20 protein-coding genes and 1 pseudogene are annotated in these 20,809 nt (G+C 67.5%); 6 read left to right on the forward strand and 15 right to left on the reverse strand.

The genetic code is table 11. From position 1 onward, the window contains the following. Nucleotides 1–4: 4 nt before the first annotated feature. The 3 genes from R9X44_RS10000 to R9X44_RS10010 form a co-directional block, all read right to left on the reverse strand. Entirely contained in the window at nt 5–1,414 is a 1,410-nt protein-coding gene (locus tag R9X44_RS10000; protein WP_319813755.1) for a MutS-related protein, read from the reverse strand. Then, complete coding sequence (locus R9X44_RS10005) at nt 1,411–2,925, reverse strand: MutS-related protein (protein ID WP_319813756.1); 1,515 nt, start codon at nt 2,923–2,925, stop codon at nt 1,411–1,413. Before R9X44_RS10005 ends, R9X44_RS10000 begins: the two co-directional genes overlap by 4 nt. Nucleotides 2,926–3,001: 76 nt before the next feature. Then, nucleotides 3,002–3,868, reverse strand: coding sequence for an aldo/keto reductase (locus R9X44_RS10010; RefSeq protein ID WP_319813757.1), 867 nt, complete (start codon nt 3,866–3,868; stop codon nt 3,002–3,004). 108 nt (nt 3,869–3,976) lie between these two features. On the opposite strand from R9X44_RS10010, the gene R9X44_RS10015 reads away from it, so the two are divergent. Further along, nucleotides 3,977–4,348 (forward strand): TraR/DksA family transcriptional regulator, encoded by a 372-nt coding sequence (locus R9X44_RS10015; RefSeq protein WP_319813758.1) that lies wholly within the window; start codon nt 3,977–3,979, stop codon nt 4,346–4,348. A gap of 4 nt (nt 4,349–4,352) precedes the next feature. On the opposite strand, the gene R9X44_RS10020 is transcribed toward R9X44_RS10015, so the two are convergent. The 3 genes from R9X44_RS10020 to R9X44_RS10030 all read right to left on the reverse strand — a co-directional run bounded on the left by R9X44_RS10020 (nt 4,353) and on the right by R9X44_RS10030 (nt 7,559). Continuing rightward, complete coding sequence (locus R9X44_RS10020; RefSeq protein ID WP_319813759.1) at nt 4,353–4,991, reverse strand: TetR/AcrR family transcriptional regulator; 639 nt, start codon at nt 4,989–4,991, stop codon at nt 4,353–4,355. Nucleotides 4,992–5,025: 34 nt separating this feature from the next. After that, nucleotides 5,026–5,943: an alpha/beta hydrolase gene (locus R9X44_RS10025; RefSeq protein ID WP_319813760.1), complete on the reverse strand. Its 918-nt coding sequence runs from the start codon at nt 5,941–5,943 to the stop codon at nt 5,026–5,028. Nucleotides 5,944–6,215: 272 nt separating this feature from the next. Further along, nucleotides 6,216–7,559 carry an alpha/beta fold hydrolase gene (locus R9X44_RS10030; protein WP_319813761.1) on the reverse strand — a complete coding sequence of 448 codons (1,344 nt, stop codon included), beginning with the start codon at nt 7,557–7,559 and terminating at the stop codon, nt 6,216–6,218. Between the two features lie 226 nt (nt 7,560–7,785). Here R9X44_RS10030 and R9X44_RS10035 point away from each other — a divergent pair, with 226 nt between their 5' ends. Genes R9X44_RS10035 through R9X44_RS10045 form a run of 3 tightly spaced genes read left to right on the forward strand, consistent with a single transcriptional unit; the run spans nt 7,786 to nt 11,195 of the window. Further along, nucleotides 7,786–8,865, forward strand: coding sequence for a homogentisate 1,2-dioxygenase (locus tag R9X44_RS10035; RefSeq protein WP_319813762.1), 1,080 nt, complete (start codon nt 7,786–7,788; stop codon nt 8,863–8,865). Continuing rightward, entirely contained in the window at nt 8,862–10,034 is a 1,173-nt protein-coding gene (locus tag R9X44_RS10040; RefSeq protein WP_319813763.1) for an alpha/beta hydrolase, read from the forward strand. Before R9X44_RS10035 ends, R9X44_RS10040 begins: the two co-directional genes overlap by 4 nt. Nucleotides 10,035–10,043: 9 nt before the next feature. Continuing rightward, a complete protein-coding gene (locus R9X44_RS10045; protein WP_319813764.1) occupies nt 10,044–11,195 on the forward strand; it encodes a hypothetical protein in 1,152 nt (383 codons plus the stop codon). Between the two features lie 33 nt (nt 11,196–11,228). On the opposite strand, the gene R9X44_RS10050 is transcribed toward R9X44_RS10045, so the two are convergent. Further along, nucleotides 11,229–11,567 carry a hypothetical protein gene (locus tag R9X44_RS10050; protein ID WP_319813765.1) on the reverse strand — a complete coding sequence of 113 codons (339 nt, stop codon included), beginning with the start codon at nt 11,565–11,567 and terminating at the stop codon, nt 11,229–11,231. Nucleotides 11,568–12,119: 552 nt separating this feature from the next. Between R9X44_RS10050 and R9X44_RS10055 the strand changes: the two genes are divergently transcribed. Further along, nucleotides 12,120–12,338 carry an IS3 family transposase gene (locus R9X44_RS10055; protein ID WP_413774929.1) on the forward strand — a complete coding sequence of 73 codons (219 nt, stop codon included), beginning with the start codon at nt 12,120–12,122 and terminating at the stop codon, nt 12,336–12,338. 178 nt (nt 12,339–12,516) lie between these two features. On the opposite strand, the gene R9X44_RS10060 is transcribed toward R9X44_RS10055, so the two are convergent. The 8 genes and pseudogenes from R9X44_RS10060 to R9X44_RS10090 form a co-directional block, all read right to left on the reverse strand. Continuing rightward, nucleotides 12,517–13,062: a hypothetical protein gene (locus tag R9X44_RS10060; RefSeq protein ID WP_319813766.1), complete on the reverse strand. Its 546-nt coding sequence runs from the start codon at nt 13,060–13,062 to the stop codon at nt 12,517–12,519. Nucleotides 13,063–13,308: 246 nt separating this feature from the next. Continuing rightward, nucleotides 13,309–13,482: pseudogene (locus tag R9X44_RS35725) on the reverse strand (hypothetical protein); the annotation flags it as partial. Nucleotides 13,483–14,582: 1,100 nt separating this feature from the next. Further along, complete coding sequence (locus tag R9X44_RS10065) at nt 14,583–15,233, reverse strand: hypothetical protein (RefSeq protein ID WP_319813767.1); 651 nt, start codon at nt 15,231–15,233, stop codon at nt 14,583–14,585. Between the two features lie 995 nt (nt 15,234–16,228). Then, nucleotides 16,229–16,546, reverse strand: a complete 318-nt coding sequence (locus R9X44_RS10070; RefSeq protein ID WP_319813768.1) for a hypothetical protein — start codon at nt 16,544–16,546, stop codon at nt 16,229–16,231. A 23-nt stretch (nt 16,547–16,569) separates the two neighbouring features. After that, complete coding sequence (locus R9X44_RS10075; RefSeq protein WP_319813769.1) at nt 16,570–17,202, reverse strand: polymorphic toxin-type HINT domain-containing protein; 633 nt, start codon at nt 17,200–17,202, stop codon at nt 16,570–16,572. 407 nt (nt 17,203–17,609) lie between these two features. Continuing rightward, entirely contained in the window at nt 17,610–18,086 is a 477-nt protein-coding gene (locus R9X44_RS10080; protein ID WP_319813770.1) for a hypothetical protein, read from the reverse strand. A 115-nt stretch (nt 18,087–18,201) separates the two neighbouring features. Continuing rightward, on the reverse strand, nt 18,202–18,615 hold the full coding sequence (locus R9X44_RS10085; RefSeq protein WP_319813771.1) for a hypothetical protein: 414 nt from the start codon (nt 18,613–18,615) through the stop codon (nt 18,202–18,204). A gap of 84 nt (nt 18,616–18,699) precedes the next feature. Further along, entirely contained in the window at nt 18,700–19,806 is a 1,107-nt protein-coding gene (locus R9X44_RS10090; protein ID WP_319813772.1) for a phosphotransferase family protein, read from the reverse strand. A 133-nt stretch (nt 19,807–19,939) separates the two neighbouring features. Between R9X44_RS10090 and R9X44_RS10095 the strand changes: the two genes are divergently transcribed. Beyond that, nucleotides 19,940–20,797, forward strand: a complete 858-nt coding sequence (locus R9X44_RS10095; RefSeq protein ID WP_319813773.1) for a TetR family transcriptional regulator — start codon at nt 19,940–19,942, stop codon at nt 20,795–20,797. Nucleotides 20,798–20,809 lie beyond the last annotated feature (12 nt).

Genomic DNA, 20,809 nt, shown 5'->3' on the forward strand with positions numbered 1-20,809 from the left:
CCGCTTACGCGGGCTCAGGGAGGAGCCGATAGCCGGGCGACGTACGCAGGCAGAGGGTGGGCGTGAAAGGAGTGGTCCGCAGGGCCGTGGCGAGGGTGGTGAGGTGGGTGACGACCGCCGTCCGGACGCCGTGGGCGGTGAAGGCGCGCAGGAGGTCGACGGCGAGGGCCGACGCCTCACGCTCCCCGGTGGACGCCAGCGACTCGTTGCTGAGCAGCAGGGAGCCGAGACGCACCCGGTCGGCGATCGCGCTCATGCGGGCGAGTTCGTCGGCGAGCCTGCCGCGCGTGAGGGTGCCGTCCTCCTCGCGGCGGAAGTGGGTGAAGACGCCGTCGGCGGGGGACGCGGCGAAGGAGACGGCGGGTACGGCCATCCCGGCCTGCGCCATGAGGGTCGCGACGCCCAGCGCGCGCAGGAACGTCGACTTGCCTCCCGCGTTCGCGCCGGTGACCAGGACGAGGCCGACGCCGTCGCCGGCGAGGTCGTTGCCGACGACGGGCCCGCCCAGGCGCAGCGCGAGACACGGGTCGTAGAGTCCGCGCGCTGACAGGGCCCTGTCTTCCGGCGGGCGCGGCTCGGGGCGGCACAGCGGGAGGCCGTGCGCGGCGAGCGCCTCGGCGAGGTTGACGCAGCCGACGTAGAAGGCGAGTTCGTCGCGCAGGGCGGCGAGGAAGTCGCGGACGGCGTCGGCCGAGGCGGTGGCGGCGTCGGCGGCCCCGCCGAGCAGCGCCGCGCGGAACCCGGCGAGGGCGCGCCAGTCCTCGTCGTTCTCCCCCGACGCCCGGTGCCGCGTCCCGGCCCGCCGCCAGCGCCGCTCAGGCCGTGCCCCTGGCGGCTCGTGCAGCGCGAAGCCCGTCGGCCGGTTCCCCGGGCCGAGGCCGCCCGTCGCGGCGATCCCGCCGTCGAACTCCAGCAGGACGAGCATCCGCTCGACCTCGCGCAGGTAGGCGTCGTCGAGGTTCGCCGCGATCATCCGGAAGAGCCGGGTGAAGGCGGGTGAGGCGAACGCCGTCCGATGGGCGGCCGCCAGCGCGGCCAAGGCGCGCAGCCGCGCGCAGAACACGTCGAGCACGCGCAGCGCGCGCCGCAGCCGTCCGTCCGACCTGCTGTTGACGCCGCGCGGAACCTTCTCCTCCTCCGCGACGGCCTCACGGGCGAGGACGTAAAGCGCGCGCACGGCTGCGGGGTTGTGCAACGCGTCAGCCAAGGCGTCCTGCCGGTAGGCGATGGCGGCCGGGTCCGTGAGCGGGCGCAGGGTGACGGCCGAGGAGACCGCTCGGATGCGGCCGTCACCCCCGGCCATCGCCTCCCAGAGGATCGGCAGTTCCAGATCGGTGATCAGATCGGCGGTGACGGGGTCGTGCGGCGTCGCGAAAGAGAAGTCGGCGTCTTCGGCGAGGAGTCGGGGTCTCACCCTGCGGCCTCCTCGTTCCGGCGTTCCTGAAGGCGCAGGCTCAGCTTCTCGTAGGTGAGGCCGTACCGTTCGGCGAGGGTGCGGGCGTGAGACTGCCCGTCGGCGACGCCCCGGACGATCCGGTACGTACGGCGGGCGTCCTCCCCCTCGGTCTCGGCGACCATGCTCACCACCGAAGGGTGCGCCCGGGACAGCTCGTCAAGGAACGTCACCCAAAGGCACAGCACTCCCCGGTCGAGAAGGGTGTCGAGGAGCGGTCGGCTCAGGGCGAGCGCGTCGGACGAGGTCGTGGACATGAAGATCTCGTTGAGCACCACGACGCTGTCGCCGGTCGCCTCGGCCAGCAACGCGCGCAGCCTTGCCTGCTCCTCCTGGAGCCTGCTCGCCGGGTTCGCCAGGCTCTCGGCCCGCTCGTAGTGGGTCAGGACGCGATCGGGCAGGAACACCCGCGCGCGCCGCGCCGGAACCGGGCAGCCGAGCCCGGCGAGGTGGTGCAGCTGGCCGAACGCCCGCGACAGCGTGGTCTTGCCGCCCTGGTTCGGCCCCGACACCACGATGACCCGCTCCCCCGGCCCGGCCGTCACGTCGTTCGGGACGACCCGGCCCGACCGTTCGACCGCGAGGGCGAGATCGTAGAGGTCGTGCGCCTCGAACGTCCGGTCGGTCACCGAGACGTCCGGGTAGCAGACGGGCAGGCCCGCGTCCCGCAGCGGCGCGAGGACGTCGAGGTATCCGAGGCAGAAGCGGAGGTCCCGATCCAGCCGCGCAAGCCCCTCGGGAAGGAACGCGCGGTGCCGTGCGTGGAAGGCGGCGACGTCGGCGAACACCGAGGGGTGGACCTCTGCGACGAGGTCGAGGACCGCGGCTTCCACGACGTCGAGGGACGAGTCGTCGGCGGGACGCGCAGGCGGGTCGGCGAGGCCGTCGCCGTGGAAGCGGGCGAAGACGGCGCGCGCACGGTCGGCGAAGGCGGGCACCTGTCCGGGCTCGCAGGGGACGACGGTGATCTCGTCGCCGCGTAGCAGGACGTCGTAGCGGACCTCCGCAAGCCGGGCCAGAAGCGCGCGGGCCTCGTCGCGCGGCACGGTGAACGAGGGCGCGGCGACGAGTTCGGCGAGGTCTTCCGCGAGCGCCGTGAGCCCGGGCGGCGCGGGACGCAGCGCCGCGGCGAACTCCTCTACGGCCGCCGCGTGGTCGGCGACGAGTTCGGCGAGCCGCCGTCCCGCCTGCGGCACATGCCCGGTCCGCGCGACGCGGTCGAGCCGCCGCCGCGCGCTGGACGCCGCCGCGCAGAACCGGCGGGCGGCCGCCGCCAAGGCCGGGTCCTCAAGCGCGCGGAACACCGCTTGCCTTGCGGCCACCAGCACCGGATCACGCGGCGCGCCGCGCAGGTAGGCCGCCGCGTCCGCGCCCGCCGCGGCGGCGAGCGCCCCGGCGATCACGTCACAGCGCAGATCGGTCAGACAGCCGGGCTCGGCCGAAGGCGGCTCAGCGCCGAGAAGCCCGCGCACCGCCCACCCCCCGTCGTCCCGGGCGGGCAAGCTACCACCCGGACGCGGGCGCGGAACAGCCCGGCGGCTCCGAAGTTCAGGCGACGGCGTCGAGCGCGGCAATCTGCTCCGGAGTCAGCTGGACGGTCGAAGCCGCCATGTTCTCCTCAAGGTGCACCGAGGATGACGTGCCGGGGATCGGGAGCATCACCGGGGACTTGGCGAGCAGCCACGCCAGCGCCACCTGCGACGGCGTCGCCCCGGTCTCGTCCGCGACGCTCTGGACCTGCGTCCCAGGCCCGGTGAGCCCGCCCGCCGCGACCGGGTTCCACGGGATGAACCCGATCCCCTGCTCGGCGCAGTACACGAGGACCTCCTCCGACGCCCGGTCGATGAGGTTGTACCGGTTCTGGACCGTGGCGATCTCGACGGTCCTGCGCGCCTCCTCGATCTGCGCGACGTTAACCTCCGACAGGCCGATCGCGCCGATCTTGCCCTCGTCGCGCATGTCGCGCAGGACGCCGACCTGGTCGGCGATGGGGAAGCGCTCGTCGATCCGGTGCAGCTGGAACAGCTCGATCCGCTCGAGGCGCAGCCGGCGCAGGCTGAGTTCGACCTGTTGGCGCAGATAGTTCGGTTCGGCGAGGACATGCCATTCGTGCGGACCCGTCCGGACAAATCCGGCTTTCGTCGCGATAAGCAGGTTCTCCGTGTACGGGAACAGGGCCTCCCTGATCAGCTCCTCGCTGACGTGCGGCCCGTAGGAGTCGGCGGTGTCGATGAGGTCGACGCCGAGCTCGACCGCGTGCCGCAGCACCCGCAGGGCCTCCTCGCGGTCAGCGGGCTCACCCCACACGCCGGGCCCGGTGATCCGCATCGCCCCGTATCCGAGGCGGCGCACCACCTTGCCCCGGCTCCCGTCCCCGATCCGGAACTCCCCCGACGGGTTCAACGGCGACCCCATGACGACCCCTTTCGCTGATCCTTGATCAAGTACATCAGCCCGCGCCCGTCACGTACCCGTCAGGGTCCGGACGGAATACCCGCCCTCCCGATCACGTTGGGTAACCGCATGACCGACACCGCCCCCTCGCCCGACGAGCGCGCGCGGGCCGCCACGCTGATCGACGGGGCACGCGCCGCGAACGAGCGCCTGATCACGTCGCTGACCGACCTGTGGGACGAGCTCGTCGCGTCCTCCGACGGCAGCAACGCCGACGACGAGCACGACCCCGAGGGCGCGACGATCGCGTTCGAGCGCGAGCGGCTCACCGAGTCGCTGGCCCGCGCCCGCGCCGACCTCGCCGCCCTCGACCAGGCGGCCGCCCGCCTCGCCGACGGCTCCTACTGGACGTGCGCGACCTGCGGAGGGCCGATCGCCCCGGCGCGGCTCGAGGCGCGCCCGACCGCGCGGACCTGCATCGCCTGCGCCCGCCGCCGCTGACCGCTCAAGCGGGCGGCAGCAGCAGGCCCGCGATCACCATGTCGGCGAACTGGTCGGCGTAGCCCTCGAGGTCGGTGATGGCCGGGTCGTCGGGACGGCCGAGCCGTCTGGCCAGCGGCGCGTGCGTCATCCCGAGGGTCGGGCCGATGACCGCGAAGAACAGCACGTGCTGCGGGGCGCGGGGCAGCCTGCCCGCCTGGGCGAGCCGCACCAGCACCGGCCGCAACTGCCGCAGGCACGGTTCGATGTACTTGTCGAACAGGTACGTCATCCGCTCGGACTCGTGCGCGGACTCCTCGGCGAACAGCCTGTGCAGGTGCGGATGGTGCGCGGCGGTCCGGTAGAAATGCCGGACGACCTCGCGCAACAGCTCCTCGTCGGGCAGCGTCCCGTCACCGCCGAACGACGACAGCTCCGCCTCGGCCACGGCGAAGTCCACGACCGCGAACCAGAAGTCGAGCTTCGAGCCGAACCTGTCGCCGACGAAGTTGTGGTTGACGCCGATCCTGCGGGCCAGCTCGCGGACCGTCGTGTGCGCGTACCCCAGCTCCGCGAACGCCGCGAGGCCCCGGCGCAGCACCGCCGCGTCCGACCTGTCCCCCTGGTCCGGCGGGCCGACGGCCCCGGCTTCGGCCACGCTCACTCCGATCCTCGCGGCCACGAGTGTACCGGGACGGTCAGGGCAGGCCCGCGAGGAAGTCGAGCAGCAGCGCGGTCACCTCTTCCGGCCGCTCCTGCTGGATCCAGTGGCCCGCCCCCTCGATGACGACGTGGCCGCGCTGGTCGTCGAGGACGCGGGAGAGGTCGTCGGCGGACATGAACGCCGTGACGGGGTCGGCCGAGCCGGTCACGAACAGGGACGGGCACGCGATGGTCCGTCCCGCGACGCCCTCGGTCAGCTCCCAGTTCCGGTCGATGTTCCGGTAGTAGTTGAGGCCCCCGGTGAACCCGGTCCTGCGGAAGGACCTGAGGAAATAGGCGAGTTCGTCCTCGGTCTGCCACGGGCGCGGCTCGGGCGGCTCGCCCTCGCCCCACAGCGACGCGTCGATCGCGTCCGACAGCAGGGTGCGCCGCACGTCGCGCCCGAGGACGGCGTCGGCCACGCCCGGCTCCTGGAACCAGCACATGTAGAACTCGTCGCCGAGCCGGCGGCGCAGGATCGCCATCGGCCGCACCGGGGCCCGCCGCGACGGCGGCACGCTCAGCCCCGCGACCGCCCTGACCCGCTCGGGCCGCAGCGTCGCGAACTGCCAGACGAGCGACGCGCCCCAGTCGTGGCCGACGAAGACCGCGTCCTTCGCGCCGACGTCGTCAAGGAGGCCGCACAGGTCGTCGGCGAGGGCGTCGATGGCGTAGGCGGCGACGTCGTCGGGCCGGTCGCTCCTGCCGTAGCCGCGCAGATCGGGCGTCAGGGTGCGGTATCCGGCCTCCGCCAGCGCGACGGCCTGGTGCCGCCAGGAGAACCCGAGTTCCGGGAAGCCGTGGCAGAGCACCACGAGCGGGCCCTCGCCCTGGTCGACCACGTGCAGACCGACCCCGTTGGTCACCACCCTGCGCGACGGCAGCCGCTCCCAGGCGTCCGGAGTGACGTTCATGCGGCGGCCTCCCCTCGGCGGCGCGGACGCGCCCGATCGGACGCTACCCGCCGCGCGCCCCGGCGCGTGAGGCGGGGTCCGTGCGCCGTCGCGCGGACCCCCCTGACGTCCCCGCCGATGCGGTAAGCGGCCGTCCTGTGCTCAGTCGGAGCGGATTCCGCTGTGCCCGATCACCGGCGCTCGGGGGTTTCCCTCTTGCAGCGTCGGCCTTCGCCGTTGCGCCGGGGTCAAACGCCGGTGAACTGCCTGTGACGGTCTCCGCAGCGCGCTTGTCAGGGCTGGTACGGCAGCTTCGCACAGGTGGACTTCACCGACTTGCCCTTCAGCCGGTCGGTGAGCCAGGAGATCGCGGCGGGCTGGTCGACGAGCAGCGGGGTGATGTGGTTGGTGAGGAGCTTCGCGCCGAGGTCGGGCAGCTCGACGGGCCGGTAGACGACCTTGGCGTTCTTGGCGCACCAGTCGGCGGCGAGCCTGCGCGACTGGGCGTGCACGACGATGTCGTCGCGGATGCCGCTGACGAGCCGCACCGGCGCGGCGGGCTTCAGCCTGCCGATCCGCTGCTGGGCGAGGATCTTCTTCAGCGCGGGGTCGGCGGCGATGATCCGGGAGAGCGATTTGCCGTTCTTCGTCCACTTCGCGCTGTTGGCGAAGCCGTAGGTGAGGATCGCGTCGCCCACGCACATGGTGGACAGGTCCTTCAGCGCCGCCTTGCCCGCCGCGTTCACGTACTTGGCTACCGCCTTGCGTACCGACGGGTGGGTCTGCGCGAGCCCGTTGATGGACCAGGCGAGCGCCCCGGCCAGCGCGCTACCGTCGATGCCGCCTATCACCACGCCGAGGTCGGCCGGGGGCGCGCCGACGTACGCGCCCGCGAGCCTGAGTTCCGGCGCGTACGTCGGCTGGAGTTCGGCCGCCGCCCCGCTCGCGCCGCCGCCCTGGCTGTACCCATAGAGGCCGATACGTGAGTTCTTCTTGAGCTTCGTCCCCGGCAGGCGCAGGGCGGCGCGGGCGGCGTCGAGGAGGGCGTGCGCCTCGTCCACCCGGCCGACGTAGGTGTGCAGCCGGTCGGTCGCGCCGAGCCCGACGTAGTCGGTGACGACGACGGCCACGCCGGTCTCCAGCAGCCTGAGCAGCGCGAGGTTCTCGTAGCCGAAGGAGACCGTGCCGTCGCCGACGATGAGGGGGTTCTCCAGCGAGAGGGACGGCGCGCACTGGTCGCCCTGGCCCATCGTGCCCGAGGCGAGCGCGATCAGCGGCTGCGGCCCCGGGCCCGTCCAGCGCTTGGTGGGCTCGATGTAGGCCCCGGTGACGGCGACGGCCTTGCCGCGCGCGTCGGTCGAGCGGTACATGATGCGGGTCGCGCGGCCGGGCAGCGGCCTGTCGATGTCGGGAAGGTCGAGCGCGAGGCGCAGCGGCTGCTTGCGGATGATCGTGCCGTTGCCCTTGGGCAGTTTGCCGGGCGGGTCATAGAAGGCGGGGATCTGCACCCCGCGCGAGATCGTGCGCTCGTCCGCCCGCGCGGGGGTCGCGGCGAGGCCCGCGACCAGTGCGGCGGCGGTGAGCCCGGCCACCGGCAGCACCCGGGCCCGCGACTTCGCGGCCGACGACGTCTCCATGGGGTCTCCCTCTGTCCGTCCGACTCGGTGATCCGAACGGGAGGCTAACCCTCGGCGACCCCTGTAAGTAACCGCTTAGTAGGTTACGGACGAGTAACTTTCGCGACCGTAGCTTAACGGTCTGACGGGCGTCAGATCCGAGGTCGTCTGACACTTGTCAGATCCTGGGGGCTCTGTCACGCTACCCGTGCGGCGCACCCCCGAGCCGCCACCCAGAGGAGCCCCGTTGGAATCCTTCGTCCAACTGCGCAAGGGCACGACACCACGCCACGTCCACCGCGACCTGGACGGCCTCAAGGACGACGAACTCGGCAGGATGGGCTTCGTCGGCCGCCAGGCCCAGCTCTACCGGCGCAACGACCCCACCAAGTTCCGCGCCGAAGGCGCCCTGCGCCCGTCGCACTTCAAAGCCGACAAACTCACCCCCACCGACCACACCGACCCGCGCGGCACACCCCTGCCGCTGTACTCCAACGACGACGTCAGGTTCCTGCTCAGCCGCCGCGCCGAGCCGATGCCGTTCTTCGTCCGCAACGTCGGCGGCGACGAACTCGTCTTCGTACACCGGGGAACCGGCGAGTTCGAGACCGAGTTCGGGCGCGTCCCGTACGAGCCCGGCGACTGGGTGCTGCTGCCCAAGGGCGTCACCTACCGGCAGGTGCCTTCCGACGCCGAGAACACCTTCTTCATCATCGAGGCGGCCGACGAGTTCCGCACCCCTCCGGCCGGAATCCTCGGCAGGCACTTCCCGTTCGACCCGTCCGTCGTGTTCATCCCGGAACCCGAGGTGCTCACCGACGGCGGGCCCGAGTGGGAGATCCGGGTGATCAACCGGGACCTCCAGGGGTCCATCTTCTACGGGCACAACCCGTGCGACGTGGAGGGGTGGAAGGGCGACTACTTCCCTTTCAAGGTCAATATCCGCGACTACAACGCGATCCTGTCCGAAGGCGTCCATCTGCCTCCTACGGTGAGCACGCTCATGACGGCGTCCGGCGTCGTCGTCCTGAACTTCCTGCCTCGCCCGGCCGAGTCACGGCCCGGTGTGGAGAGGCTGCCCTGGTACCACCGCAACGCCGACTACGACGAAGTCGCGTTCTTCCACGGAGGTACCCTCCTCGGCTTCCCGATGGTCCCGGGGCTCATCACCCATGCGCCGCAAGGGCTGCACCACGGACCACCTGAGGAGCTACGGGAGCTGTCACGCGCCCAGTTCGGGGAGTTCGACCGGCTTGAGTGGGTGACGATCTCCGTCGACGTGCGGCGTCCCCTGACCGTCAATCCCGAGCTCGGAGGCGTGAAGTGAGCGTGGCGCGCATTCCTTTTGTCGTCCTCGTCCCGGAGATCAGCGGGAGCCGCGACACGTACGGGGGCGGTGACGAGTACGTCGTCCTTGAGGGACACCATCTGAAGCCGGAGACCGCGTCCGACACCGTCATCGTGTTCATGCACCCGATCGGCGGGGGCGCGTACCTGCCGATGGTCCGCGCGCTTGCGGCGGCCGGCCACCACGTCGTCTACTGCAACAGCCGGTATCGGGGCGTGGATAGCGCGCTCATCATGGAGAAGGTCGTCCAGGACCTCGGCGCGTGCGTCACGCACGTCAAGGAAAGGCTCGGGTACGCCAAGGTCGTCCTCGCCGGGTGGAGCGGCGGCGGCTCGCTGTCGCTGTACTACCAGCGGCAGGCCGAGCACCCGACGGTCACGCACACCCCCGCGGGCGACCCGTTCGACCTCGCCTCCCTCGGCCTGGTCCCCGCCGACGCGATCATGCTGATGGCCGCGCACGTCTCCCGGCACCAGACCATGACCGAGTGGCTCGACGCGTCGATCCTCGACGAGCGCGACCCGTCCGTCCGCGACCCCGAACTCGACCTGTACGACCCGGCCAACCCCAACCAGCCGCCTTACACCGCCGAATTCCTCGAACGGTACGCGGCAGCCCAGATCGCCAGGAACCGGCGCATCACCGCGTGGGTCAAGGCCAAGCTCGCCGCTTTGCGCGCCGCGGGACGGCCCGACGAGGAGTTCGCGTTCGTCGTGCACGGCACGATGGCCGACCCACGCTGGCTCGACCCGTCCGTCGACCCCAACGACCGGCAGCCGGGCGTCTGCTACCTCGGCGACCCCCGCACGGTGAACATGAGCCCCGTCGCCCTCGCCCGGTTCACCACCCTGCGGAGCTGGCTTTCGCAGTGGAGCTACGACGACGCGTACGGCGACGGACCCCGCTGCGCCGCCGGCGTCACCGTCCCGGCCCTCGTCATCGGCAACACCGCCGACGACGCCTGCACGCCGAGCCACACCCGTCGGCTTTATGCGGCGTTCACCGTCGCGGACAAGACGCTGCACGAGATCAAGGGCGCCAACCACTACTACCTGGGCCCCGACCAGCGCGACCACCTCGCCGAGGCCGTCGCCGTCACCTCCGGGTGGCTGCGCGAGCGCGGCTTCGCCCCCCGCACGACAGCGTAAGGAGACCCCATGCCTTTGCCGCACGAAGAACTCGTCGCCCGTGCGCGCGCTCTGGCCCCCGGCATCGCCGCACGCGCCCAGGAGACCGAACAGCTCCGCCGCCCCCACGACGACACCATCGCCGAACTCGTCGACGCCGAACTGATCCCGATCCTCGTCCCGCGCCGCTGGGGCGGCCACGAACTGGGCCTGGACACCCTCCGCGAGGTGGTCGAGACGATCAGCGCCGCCTGCCTGTCCACCGGCTGGGTCCTCGACTTCTACATAGGCCACTGCGTCTTCGCCACGAGGTTCTCCGAACGCGCCCAGCAGGAGTTCTTCGCCGACCGCCCCTTCATCCTCGCCCCCGCCACCACCTCCCCCACCACCAGGGCCGAACGCGTCACCGGCGGCTGGCGCGTCACCGGCCGCATCCCCTGGGCCTCCGGCATCATGCACGCCGACTGGGCCTTCTGCGTCGGCTTCACCCCCGACAACGCCCTCCTCGCCTTCGCCGTCCGCGCCTCCGAAGTAGAAATCGACGACGTCTGGCACATGTCCGGCATGGCCGGCACCGGCAGCAACACCATCATCCTCGACAACGTCTACGTCCCCGACCACCGAGCCCTCCCCGTCCAATCCCTGACAAGCGGCAACACCCCCGGCACCGCGATCCACCCCAACCCCCTCTACCGCGCACCCCTCATCCCCTTCCTCCTCGCCCAATCCGCCCCCGTCTTCTCCGGCGCCCTACGCGGTGCCACCACAGCCTTCACCCAAATAATCCAATCCCGCACCACAACCTACGAACTCAAATCCCTCAAAGACGACCCCCACACCCACATCAAACTCGGCGAAGCCACCACCAACGCCCACATAGCCGAACGCCTGGTATCCGACCTGGTCGCCCAGGTAACCACCCGAATCCCGACCGATTTCCCCCTCTCCACCCGCGTCAACCTGAAATCCCAAACCGCCTACCTCGCCCGCCACTGCCTCAACGCCGTATCCGACATGTCCACCACCGCAGGCGCCGCCGCCCACTCCCTCTCCTCCCCCCTCCAACGCTTCCACCGCGACCTCACCCTACTGTCCACCCACGCCTTCTGGTCCTGGCAAACCTCCACCGAACAATCCGGCCGCCACACCCTCTCCCTCCCCCCCACAACCCCCCTCCTCTAACCCCCCAACCCCACCCCACAAAATCGACACAAGTCACACAATAACAACCCCATCCTGAGGATCATACGCCACAAGCCCATACCGTCGCGAAAGATCCACCAAAACCGGAGCAACCTCACCACAACGCGACCACGATATCGTCACAATCAAACATTCCCGATTCCAATAAATCGGAGAAGCCCACGGAGTTTCATCCATATTCTCCACAGTAATATCCGGATACACAGATACAATAGCCCCATAAAACTCCGCAATCTCTTCGGCTTCCGCAACCACCCCAGAATCCCCCTCCACCAGGCGTTCATAAATACCCGCAGCCTCACCCACTCGAACTTCCCCCGCAGAACGCCAAAACACCAAATCAAAACTCACCAACCCACCCCCCATCGCCTCACAATGCCGGACAATCCCAATCCAGCGTCCAGTAGCAGTCTAGCAAATCACCAAACATCATTACAACTCAAGCCGACACAAAGATCATAAACGAGAGCGTGAATCGGGGTACCCGAACTTCAACTCTCATCCACCGATAGTAATCATCCTTCTCGTCGGTACACCACTCCGATTCACCCCCTTCTACGGCAAACTGCGAAGCCGAACCCGACCACGTCAGGCCAAGACCAACAGGAAACCAGCCGGCCGACAATCATCCCCGATGAGGACTTCCTGTACGTCTTCAAGGACGACCCGCCCCGCGAGCCGCCAAGCCCGCACGGCCCACACCGGTCAACGACCCTCCGAGGCCGACCCGGCACAGCCACTCCGTAACGTCGGCATTCCGACTGAGATGCGCCAGGCGTCCACTCTGCGTTGAGCTTCCACCCGTCGCGCGGACACCATGATGTGGGGCTGATTGAGTAACGGTGGAACAGGCAGTGGGTCTCGCGGATCACCACAGTTCAGAGGGCAAATCCATCAACCAACGTGCGCCGATCACACCATTATCGCCACAGCCCCTCGCTGGCGTTCTGGGGCCGCATGCAGACCGAGCTCCTCGACCGGCAGCGCTGGAAGACCCGCATGGAGATCGCGAACGCGATCTTCGATTACATCGAGGGTTTCTACAACCGCAGCCGACGCCGCTCCGCCCTGGATCAGATGAGCCCGCTACAGTTCGAGAACACAACCGCTCGCCGAGACTGATCTCCTCACCAGCGAGTCCGTGAAACCGGGGGAACATCAAGCCTGTCCGTCGCGTTGGGGAAGCCCACCCCCAGGCTGACGGCAACGGAGGCGCATGCCGAGCACCGCCAGCACCCTGGGCTACGCCGTTGATGCATACAGCAATCGAGGTAAAAGGAGGCGGAAGACCAGACTTTGGTTAAGACGATCCGAGCATTTGATCCTCATCAAACCCGAGGTCGTCCTCCACCCCCAGCGCTACTGCGGAATGCCACCGAACTGGATCTGGCCAATCCTTTCCGGTCATCTTTCTGAGGAATCCATCCGATTCCACTGTGCCAAACTCACCGAGGGCCAGGATAGCCTTCTGAGAAAGCCAGTAGGCAGGACCGTCAGACGCGATTCTGCGTTCCAGCATTCGAAATATGGCGACTCCGGAGCTTGCGGCACCGATCTCGCCCAAGATTTCAACGAGATCTTCGACATTTAGCCCAGAGACATCTCTATCTACCAGTTCACAGAGAACCGCACCCAGACCAGGCGCATCGAGTGGAGCGGCCAAGTTGGCCAATCGCTCCACTCGACGCCAATTCTCCTGTACCGCTGAGCAGCGAATCCACTCGGCGATGGAGTCGATGACAGTGGGATACTCGCGCGCGATGGCACGAGCCCGCTCGGGAGCGACAAATCCAGTGATCAAAGAGTCGATCTGATCGACGAGGGATCGGTCGCTCCCGAGACTCACTACCAGCCCACCACTCTCTCGAACCCGAAGATCATCGAGTTGAACGCGTCTACCGAACCTGGCCGCAGACCATAGGTCTGCGCTCACGCTCCATCTTAAGATGAACCGCAGCTGTATCCGAACCGATGCCGTCCGGAAGCTTACCGATAGCGTTCAGCTCGTCCTTTGTGCCGTCAGCCATCTGGTACCGCACCAGAACCGAGTAATTTTCTGCGTTCCTTCCGCCTCTTCTCACGAAGCGGTCCCTCAGGCATTCGAGGTATCCGCGCGATGAGTGACGAAACTTTCGGTCCCCTTGACGGTTATCTCACCATCAGGACCAAGCTGCTTGAACTCCCTCTCGCTCATCGCTCGGTAAAACGTTTCGCAGTTGTGGACGAGCACCGGGGTGTTACCTGCGAGCACGTAGTAGGTGTGCGGTGTTCAGGCCGAACGGGAGATCACGGCGGGCCATGACAGGCTCCCGACCTTCGCTTCCAAAGCATGCCCGTCCGGGCACAAGTCTTGACGGCAACGGTGACGGCAACCTGGGCGAACAGGCAGAACCGGCAGGTGCCACCGGGACACCCACACCGCAGGCAACACGAGGAGCCGGCCACCCAGGCAGACCAGGGATCGGATCACCGAACGGCCGAGATCGGCGAGGAGACGGACGCGATCACCTTGGGCAGGCCACCCTCGCAGGAGCCCGGGACCGGGCCTCAGCGGACAGGCCATACCTGCCCGATACGCCGGGCCAGCGCACGGGCTCCCTCCCCTGCCCAAACCGATCACCCAGCCCCGCCGAGACCGAAGACACCCAACTCGCCAGAACGCACACAGAGTCATCAGAAGTCACACGAGCTGGCTGAAACTTTCTCTACAAGTATCAAGTAGCGCACTCACGCGCGCCGCGGGCTACGCCCTCCCGGGACGGGCCGCCTCCTGCCTCCGGCCCAGCAGCCCGCCCGGCATCGAGGCCAAGAATAGCTGAGAAGGCACCTAACCCCTGCGAGCAAGGTTGGCGCGTGCCCCAAGTTGGTGCAGGCCCGACCCAGTTGCGATTCGTGGATGGCGAGCCGAGACACCCGCCGCTGCGGTGAACTCCGCGCACACGTGGGTCCTCCCTCCAGTCGCCAGCCGGGCTCAAAGAAGTACGACGGAACCTCGCGACCGGGTCAAAGCGAAGCGTAGGCCCTGACCCCAGCTAAAACCCGTCGGCAAGACCAACGAGCCCGACCGGCGACAGCACCACATCTGCCCAGATCAAGAGAGTTGTAAGAAACCTACAACCGCCCCTGCGGCTTGACGGCAACGGGGTGCACAACAGCACCCATCAACCACCTGCGGTGACTGCAGCATCACAGATAGAAACTGCCAATTAAGTCACTTGTCACACTCCGGAAAGTACACGACCAGGCAGTGGCGAACCTTTAAACTCGGGCCATCATATGCGTCGTTGCCAAGCCCACCTAGGCAGCTACTTCCCCGATAGCCCATCAAGGATAACCCATCAAGATGGATGAAATGAGGTCCACTTCCTACAGCCTGATTCCAATCTCAACAATATCTTGCGATATATCAGCGAGTCGCTCCCCATATCTGCCATCAATGATCGCACGGGCCATTTCTGGCGACCCGTGCAGTACGTGATCTACCGTCCGCAAGAAGGCTGCAGATGGTTCGACTTCATAGACCTCAACCACATGATCAACATATCCGTTCACGTCAACTCCACCGGCGATCAAGCCGAGGGCGTTGAACGGCAGCAGGCCATGATCACAATTCGCAGTAGCGAAATGCCAACCCGAATCTCCGCTAGTACGCCAAGAGCATGAAGCCGCCGCGAACGTTCCTCCATAACAAAAGGCAGGTTCGTGCAGGTATTCAACCAACTCTGCCGGAATTCTTCTCTCGAGATCAGGCAGGAAACCACTAGAGCCTAGGCTCGGCAAATCGTGGTCCGAGACGAGCACGAGCGCTGCGGAGCTCCTGAGGAGTACGTGGGCCTCAGCACCCGATCCATTTCGGATAGTCGCCAGACTCTCGCCGGAGCCCCAGTTCATGTCAAAAGAAAAGTAGCGGCGCTCCCAGTCGGGGAGGATCAACGCGTCCATCAGGGCCAGTTTCTGAAGGCGAGACTTCAGTTCTTCGAGACCTGGGATCTTTCCACAAAATTCAGCAAGATTCATTGCAAAGTCCGAACGCAAGCCAGGAGAAAGGAATGACAGGGGCTGCGATGAGGAGCCGGCCGTCCAGGAGTTTCGGGGGCCGGATCGGCGGGTGGCTCAGGTCGCCGAGAATGCGGGCGCGATCGGTTTGGGCAGGGAACACCCTCACAGGAGCCCTGATCGGGCCTCAGCGGGCAGGCCAGAAGCCCGCCCGATACGCCGGGCCAGCGCACGGGCTCCCGCCCCTGCCCAAACCGACCACTCAGCCCGCCGACCCACAACCCTCAACCCCCGTCACCGCACACGCAGGATAGCCAGTCACAACACGGGCCGCCTGAAACTTCCTCTACAAGTATCAAGAGGCGCGCTGGCGCGCGCCGCGGGCTACGCCCGCCCGGGACGGGCCGCCTCCCGCCTCCGGCCCGCAGCCCGCCCGGGAAATGTTTAACCGGGCGAGCAGACGTGAAGGCACTGACGAGCAGCCGACAAAGCCGGAAGCTCGGCAGCGACCACAGTGAAGGCGCGGAGCCCATTCGGCAGCCGAACGGAAGCAGTGATCATGGGCTCCGTAGCATCCGCCCCTCGCCTCGACGGTCAGCGCCATCGGGTCGGCACGCCGTACGACGGAACCCACAGGGAAGAGCGGAACTCCCGACTAACGACGACAGCGACACAGATCCCAGCTCAGGACCGTTGTAGAGAACTTACAATTGCCTACCTGGCCCGACGGCAACGCAGGCGCACGACCGTGCCCCTACAACACCAGGCGCACACGGCACGCCACCCTGCGCACGCGATGCTCATGTCAAACCTGGGCCGGTCCGGACAATTTCATCCTGAGGATCTTAAGTCGTTAGCCGGTGCCGCCCAGCGGCCTCAAGAAGAACCGGAACCACCTCGTCGACTCGCGACCAGGAAAGTCTCCCGACGCAGAACGGTCACACCGTCCATCTCCAGATTGTCTCAGGTGGTTGCCTCGTCGGCAGCACCGTCACGTCCCGACTCGCCACTCCTCTTCAAGAAATTTTCCAATCGCGGGCCTGGCCGTCACCATAGGGAGTATTGGCCAGCCAACAGCTCCCACCGAAAGGCATCCAGTTTACTCGGTCAAGCTCAGTCGCGATCCTATCGATAATTTCCCGACTCCGGCCCGGCCAGGAATCGAATCCATCATCGCCAATTTCTCCAACCTCCATGAGCCCGCGATCCAAGAGCAGCGCACATGCCGAGAGCACAGCCTCCCTGAAGTTCTCCGCGAGGGTCTTTTCGACTTCCTTCACTAGATAGATCAGTCGGTCGATAGGAACCCAGTCATCCAGACCTTCGATGGCCATTTCTCGGATGATATTTTCCAAACTCATGGGAGGTGAACCTTCAAACCGTCACCGGCGGTGGGGAAGATATCGATCGTGCGCCCCCCGATTTTGAGGCCAATCGCCATTGAATCACAGTTCCATCCGCCATCCTGTACACATCCGGGACCTTCACGCCTCGGGCCGGAAGCCGCTCCGCACCATCCGGCGAGGACGTAGTAGGTGTGGTCGGTGGTTGTGGTGAGGTTGTGGACGGTGGTGGGGGTGGTGGTGCGGGTGAGGGTGGTGAGTTGGGCTTTGGTGCCGGGGCCGGTGGACAGCCAGGTGCCGGGGGTGAGGTTGGTGGCTTTGACCCAGCGGTGGAGGGAGGGGACCCAGAAGGGGTGGTTGTCGGTGGCGGTGATGTGGGCTGTGTTGTGGCCTTTGGGGCCGTCGGTGTCGATGGTGAGGGTGACGAGGGTTTTGTGACCGGTGCCCTTGATGGTGGCCACGACGGAGCGGGGGGTGGTGATTCCCGTCTTCTCGTCGGTAGCCCGGATCTTGTCACCGAGCTTCAGCGGGCGGCGATCCCGACCCTGGCCGACAAGGGCTGCCAAGGCGCCGAGACCGCAGTCGCGATCACGCCCTACAAAGGCCGCGGCAAACCCGAACCGCAGAAACGGGCCAACCGCTCCCATGCCAAGCTCCACGGGCCCGGCGAACGCGAGAACGCGCAGCTCGAGTCATGGAAACTGCTGCACAAGCTGCGCTGCAGCCCCACCAAGACCGGCCACCTCGTCAAAGCCATCGCCGTCCTGGCCAACCCAAAACCACCCAGGGATGAAAAAGGCTCACGGAACCCAACTGGCAAGAGGGGTCCCGTGCTCGATTGAAGCAGCAGTACGACCGTCCAGTTCAAGGCGTTGTAGAAACTCTACAAGCGGCCCCTCGGCCTGACGGCGACGGTGACGGCAACGCAGGCCCACGCCAGTGCCGTTCAGCGACGTCCCGCGCACCTGAGCCAGGGGCCTCCGGAGCTAATGAATGCCTGCGCCAGCTACATCAGGAACTGCGCCCGGGGCCTTTCATGAAATCACCCGAGGGCCTAATAGACCGGCCTACCATCGGGGCCGAGGTAATACCCGGGGGCAGCGATGAGAACGGACTCAAAGTAGCGTCCATCTTCATCATCTGGGCCCGCAGGTAGGTGAGGCCGAGAGAGCGCCAGAAGGAGTTCTGGAGCAACTACGAACTCTCCGCCTCGGACAATATCCAAGCTTTCGGTTGTAGAGAGAGCTTCGATCACCTGATCGGCCGGAAGTTCGAAGAGGGAGATCCCGCGGTAAACGACGGAGTCCTCCTCTTCCGGACGGAAGATTTCGATGGCCTTAACCTGGTCTCTTTCCGGGTAAACCGAGATCGACATCTCAGAATCGTAGTGCGCGAAGCCCGGCTCCACCCGCCGACCCAGAGCCGGCGGACGATAGCCGGGCAGGGAGACAAGTTCCCTCTGAGCTGCATCGAAGTCCATCCCGATCATGATCGGACCTACACGTTCCGGCGGAACGAGCTCGAGCTGCATACGGGTTTACCTTCCTGCCCGGCCGAATCCGAAACGCTGCCCTACCCGGCGATGAGCGGACCTCACCACTGACGGCAACGAGGGGCACCGTCAGCGCCGCACTGCGACCTTGAGGTCATTCCACTGCGCCAAAAGCCCGCTCAGGCTCGGGTTCATAAAGTCCCGTCATAAGCGAACTTGGCTCACCGAACGCACGAGAATCTTCCGCCCACACCACACCTCGCGCGATGACAATTCCTTCTGCGAGCGATGGCCCGAAGAGGAAGGCTCGCCTCCCTCTCCAATTGAACGGCGCCACCGTGGACTGGATCAGCGCCTTCTCGTCGCCTGAAGCAAAACGAAGCGACGCGTTTGGAGTCTTCTCCCGCAGGCCGATGTACACCACGTCCTTAAACAGTACTTCGAGCCTGGTCGGCTTTTCCCTCTCCGGGCCGACGCATAGAAGTAGTTGACTATGGCTCTTTTCATAGCACTTGAGGAAAAGGGGCCTGCCGAAGGCGATCGGCAGGCCGACCCGGACAACTTCCATTGAATTTCCTACTTGAAAGGATTCGCGGTCAAGGTCATCCCCTCATAGGAATTAGCCTTGAGGAGCGCGCCTATATAATGCAGCCTAGCAAGTTCCCATTCGGCTGGCCCTGCGACTCCCGGCCTGTGTTGTGGTCTTTGGGGCCGGCCGCGGACTTGTCAGCGGGTTAGGGGTGGGGGTGAGGGTGGTGTGGGCGCGGGTTATTAGGGCGGGGACCAGGGGGGCTAGGCGGGTGAAGCCGGGGCCGATGGTGAGGTTGGCTTGGGCGCGGAAGTGGATGGATTCGAAGATGGCGGCGAGTTTGTAGTAAGCGAAGGCCAGGTACCAGGGGAGGTCGGTCAGGTCGGCGCCGGTTGCTTGGGTGTAGGTGGTGAGGAGGGCTTCGCTGGTGGGGAAGCCGGGGACGTCGCCGGGGACGGTGGCGACGGGGCTGTCGAGGCCGGTCAGGCCGTCCCACCAGACGATGGCGGAGGCGAGGTCGGTGAGGGGGTCACCCAGGGTGGCCATCTCCCAGTCGAGGACGGCGACGACGTCGGCGTCGGGGGAGATGACGACGTTGTCGAGGCGGTAGTCGCCGTGCACGATCGTCGCGGGTTGAGGGGTGGGCAGACGGGCGGCTAGACGGGTGGCGAGGGCGTCGAAGCCGGGGATGTCGCGGCTGTGGGAGGCGGCGGCCTGGCGTTGCCAGCGGGCGACCTGCCTGGCGAGGTAGCCCTCGGGACGGCCAAGGCCGCCGAGGCCGACGGCGTCGGGGTCGAGGCTGTGCAGGGTGGCGAGGGTCCGCATGAGGGAGGCGGCGAGGCCCGTCGCGGGGGGTCCGGCGAAGGCGGCGACTTGAGGCAGGTCGCGCAGGATGAGGCCGTCGGCGAAGTCCATGACGTAGAAGGGCGCGCCGATCACGTCGCGGCCGCCGATGACGCGCGGGGCGGGGACCGGCACGTCTGTCAGGTGCAGCGCCGACAGGACGCGGTACTCGCGGCCCATGTCGTGGGCGGTCTCCAGGACGTGCCCGAGGGGCGGACGGCGCAGCACCCAGCGGCCCGTCCCGTCGGTGAGCAGGTAGGTGAGGTTCGACCTGCCGCCCGACAGGAGCTCGACGCGCAGCGGGCCCGTGAGCAGTCCGGGCGCGGCCTCGCGGAGGAACGCGTCGAGCGCGGGGACGTCCACACCGGGCGGGGCGGTCATGGTCATGGGCACTCCCTGAAAACCTGAAACCGACCGATCGAACGCTCTGTACGAACGGAGTGGATACTATTGCCCGGCCCGCGCGGACGTGTCAAGCGGCGGGGTCGGCCAGGCGAGCGTTCCGAGGAGCTGTGCGGTGGTGGGCGAGAACGTGTACGAGGAACGCAAGGCGCTCGGGCGACGGCTGCGCGCGGCGCGACAGACGGCCGGGCTGACGCTGCGGCAGGTCGCGGCGGCCCTCGACGTCAGCGCGGGCACCTGGAGCGCGGTCGAGAACGGCCAGACCAGGCTCACCCCCGAGCGCCTCGCCGCCGTCGCCGTCCTGCTGCGCGCCGACCCCGACGCGCTGACGGGCCTGCGCGCGCCCGCCGAGTCCCCCGAGACGGGTTGGCGCGTCTTCCCGCCCCTGGTCCTCGACGCTCCCCTCGCCGGAGCCCTCGAGGCGTTCGTGGAGCTCGGCTATCACGGCGCGAGCATCCGGACGATCGCCCAGCGCGCGGGCCTGTCGGTGCCCGGCGTCTACCACCACTGGCCCACCAAGCAGCACCTCCTTGTGGCGCTTCTCGACCTCACCATGGACGACCTCCTACGCCGCGCCAGGGCGGCCCGCGCGGAGGGCGACGGCCCTCTTGAGCGCTTCCGCCTCCTGGTGGAGTGCCTAGCTCTCTTCCACACCCACCGCAGGGAGCTCGGCTTCATAGGGGCGAGCGAGATGCGCAGCCTTGACGAGCCCAACAGGGCGCGCATCACCGCGGCCCGTCAGGAGATGCAGAGGATGGTCGACGAGGAGGTCATCGAGGGCCGCCGCCGAGGGCTGATGACGACGCCGTTGCCGAAGGAGGCCGCGCGTGCGGTCGTCACCATGTGCACGGCTCTGCCGCAGTGGTGGTCGCCGTCCGGTCCGTCGTCTCCCGAGGTCGTCGCCACGCAGTACGTGGGGTTCGCTCTCGAGGTCGTCCGGGTCCCGCGCGTTGACGCGGCCGACGGAACCGCCTAAGTTCAGACCGAT

Origin of the sequence: Actinocorallia sp. A-T 12471, assembly GCF_033875155.1 — a bacterium.
Taxonomy (GTDB): domain Bacteria; phylum Actinomycetota; class Actinomycetes; order Streptosporangiales; family Streptosporangiaceae; genus Actinocorallia.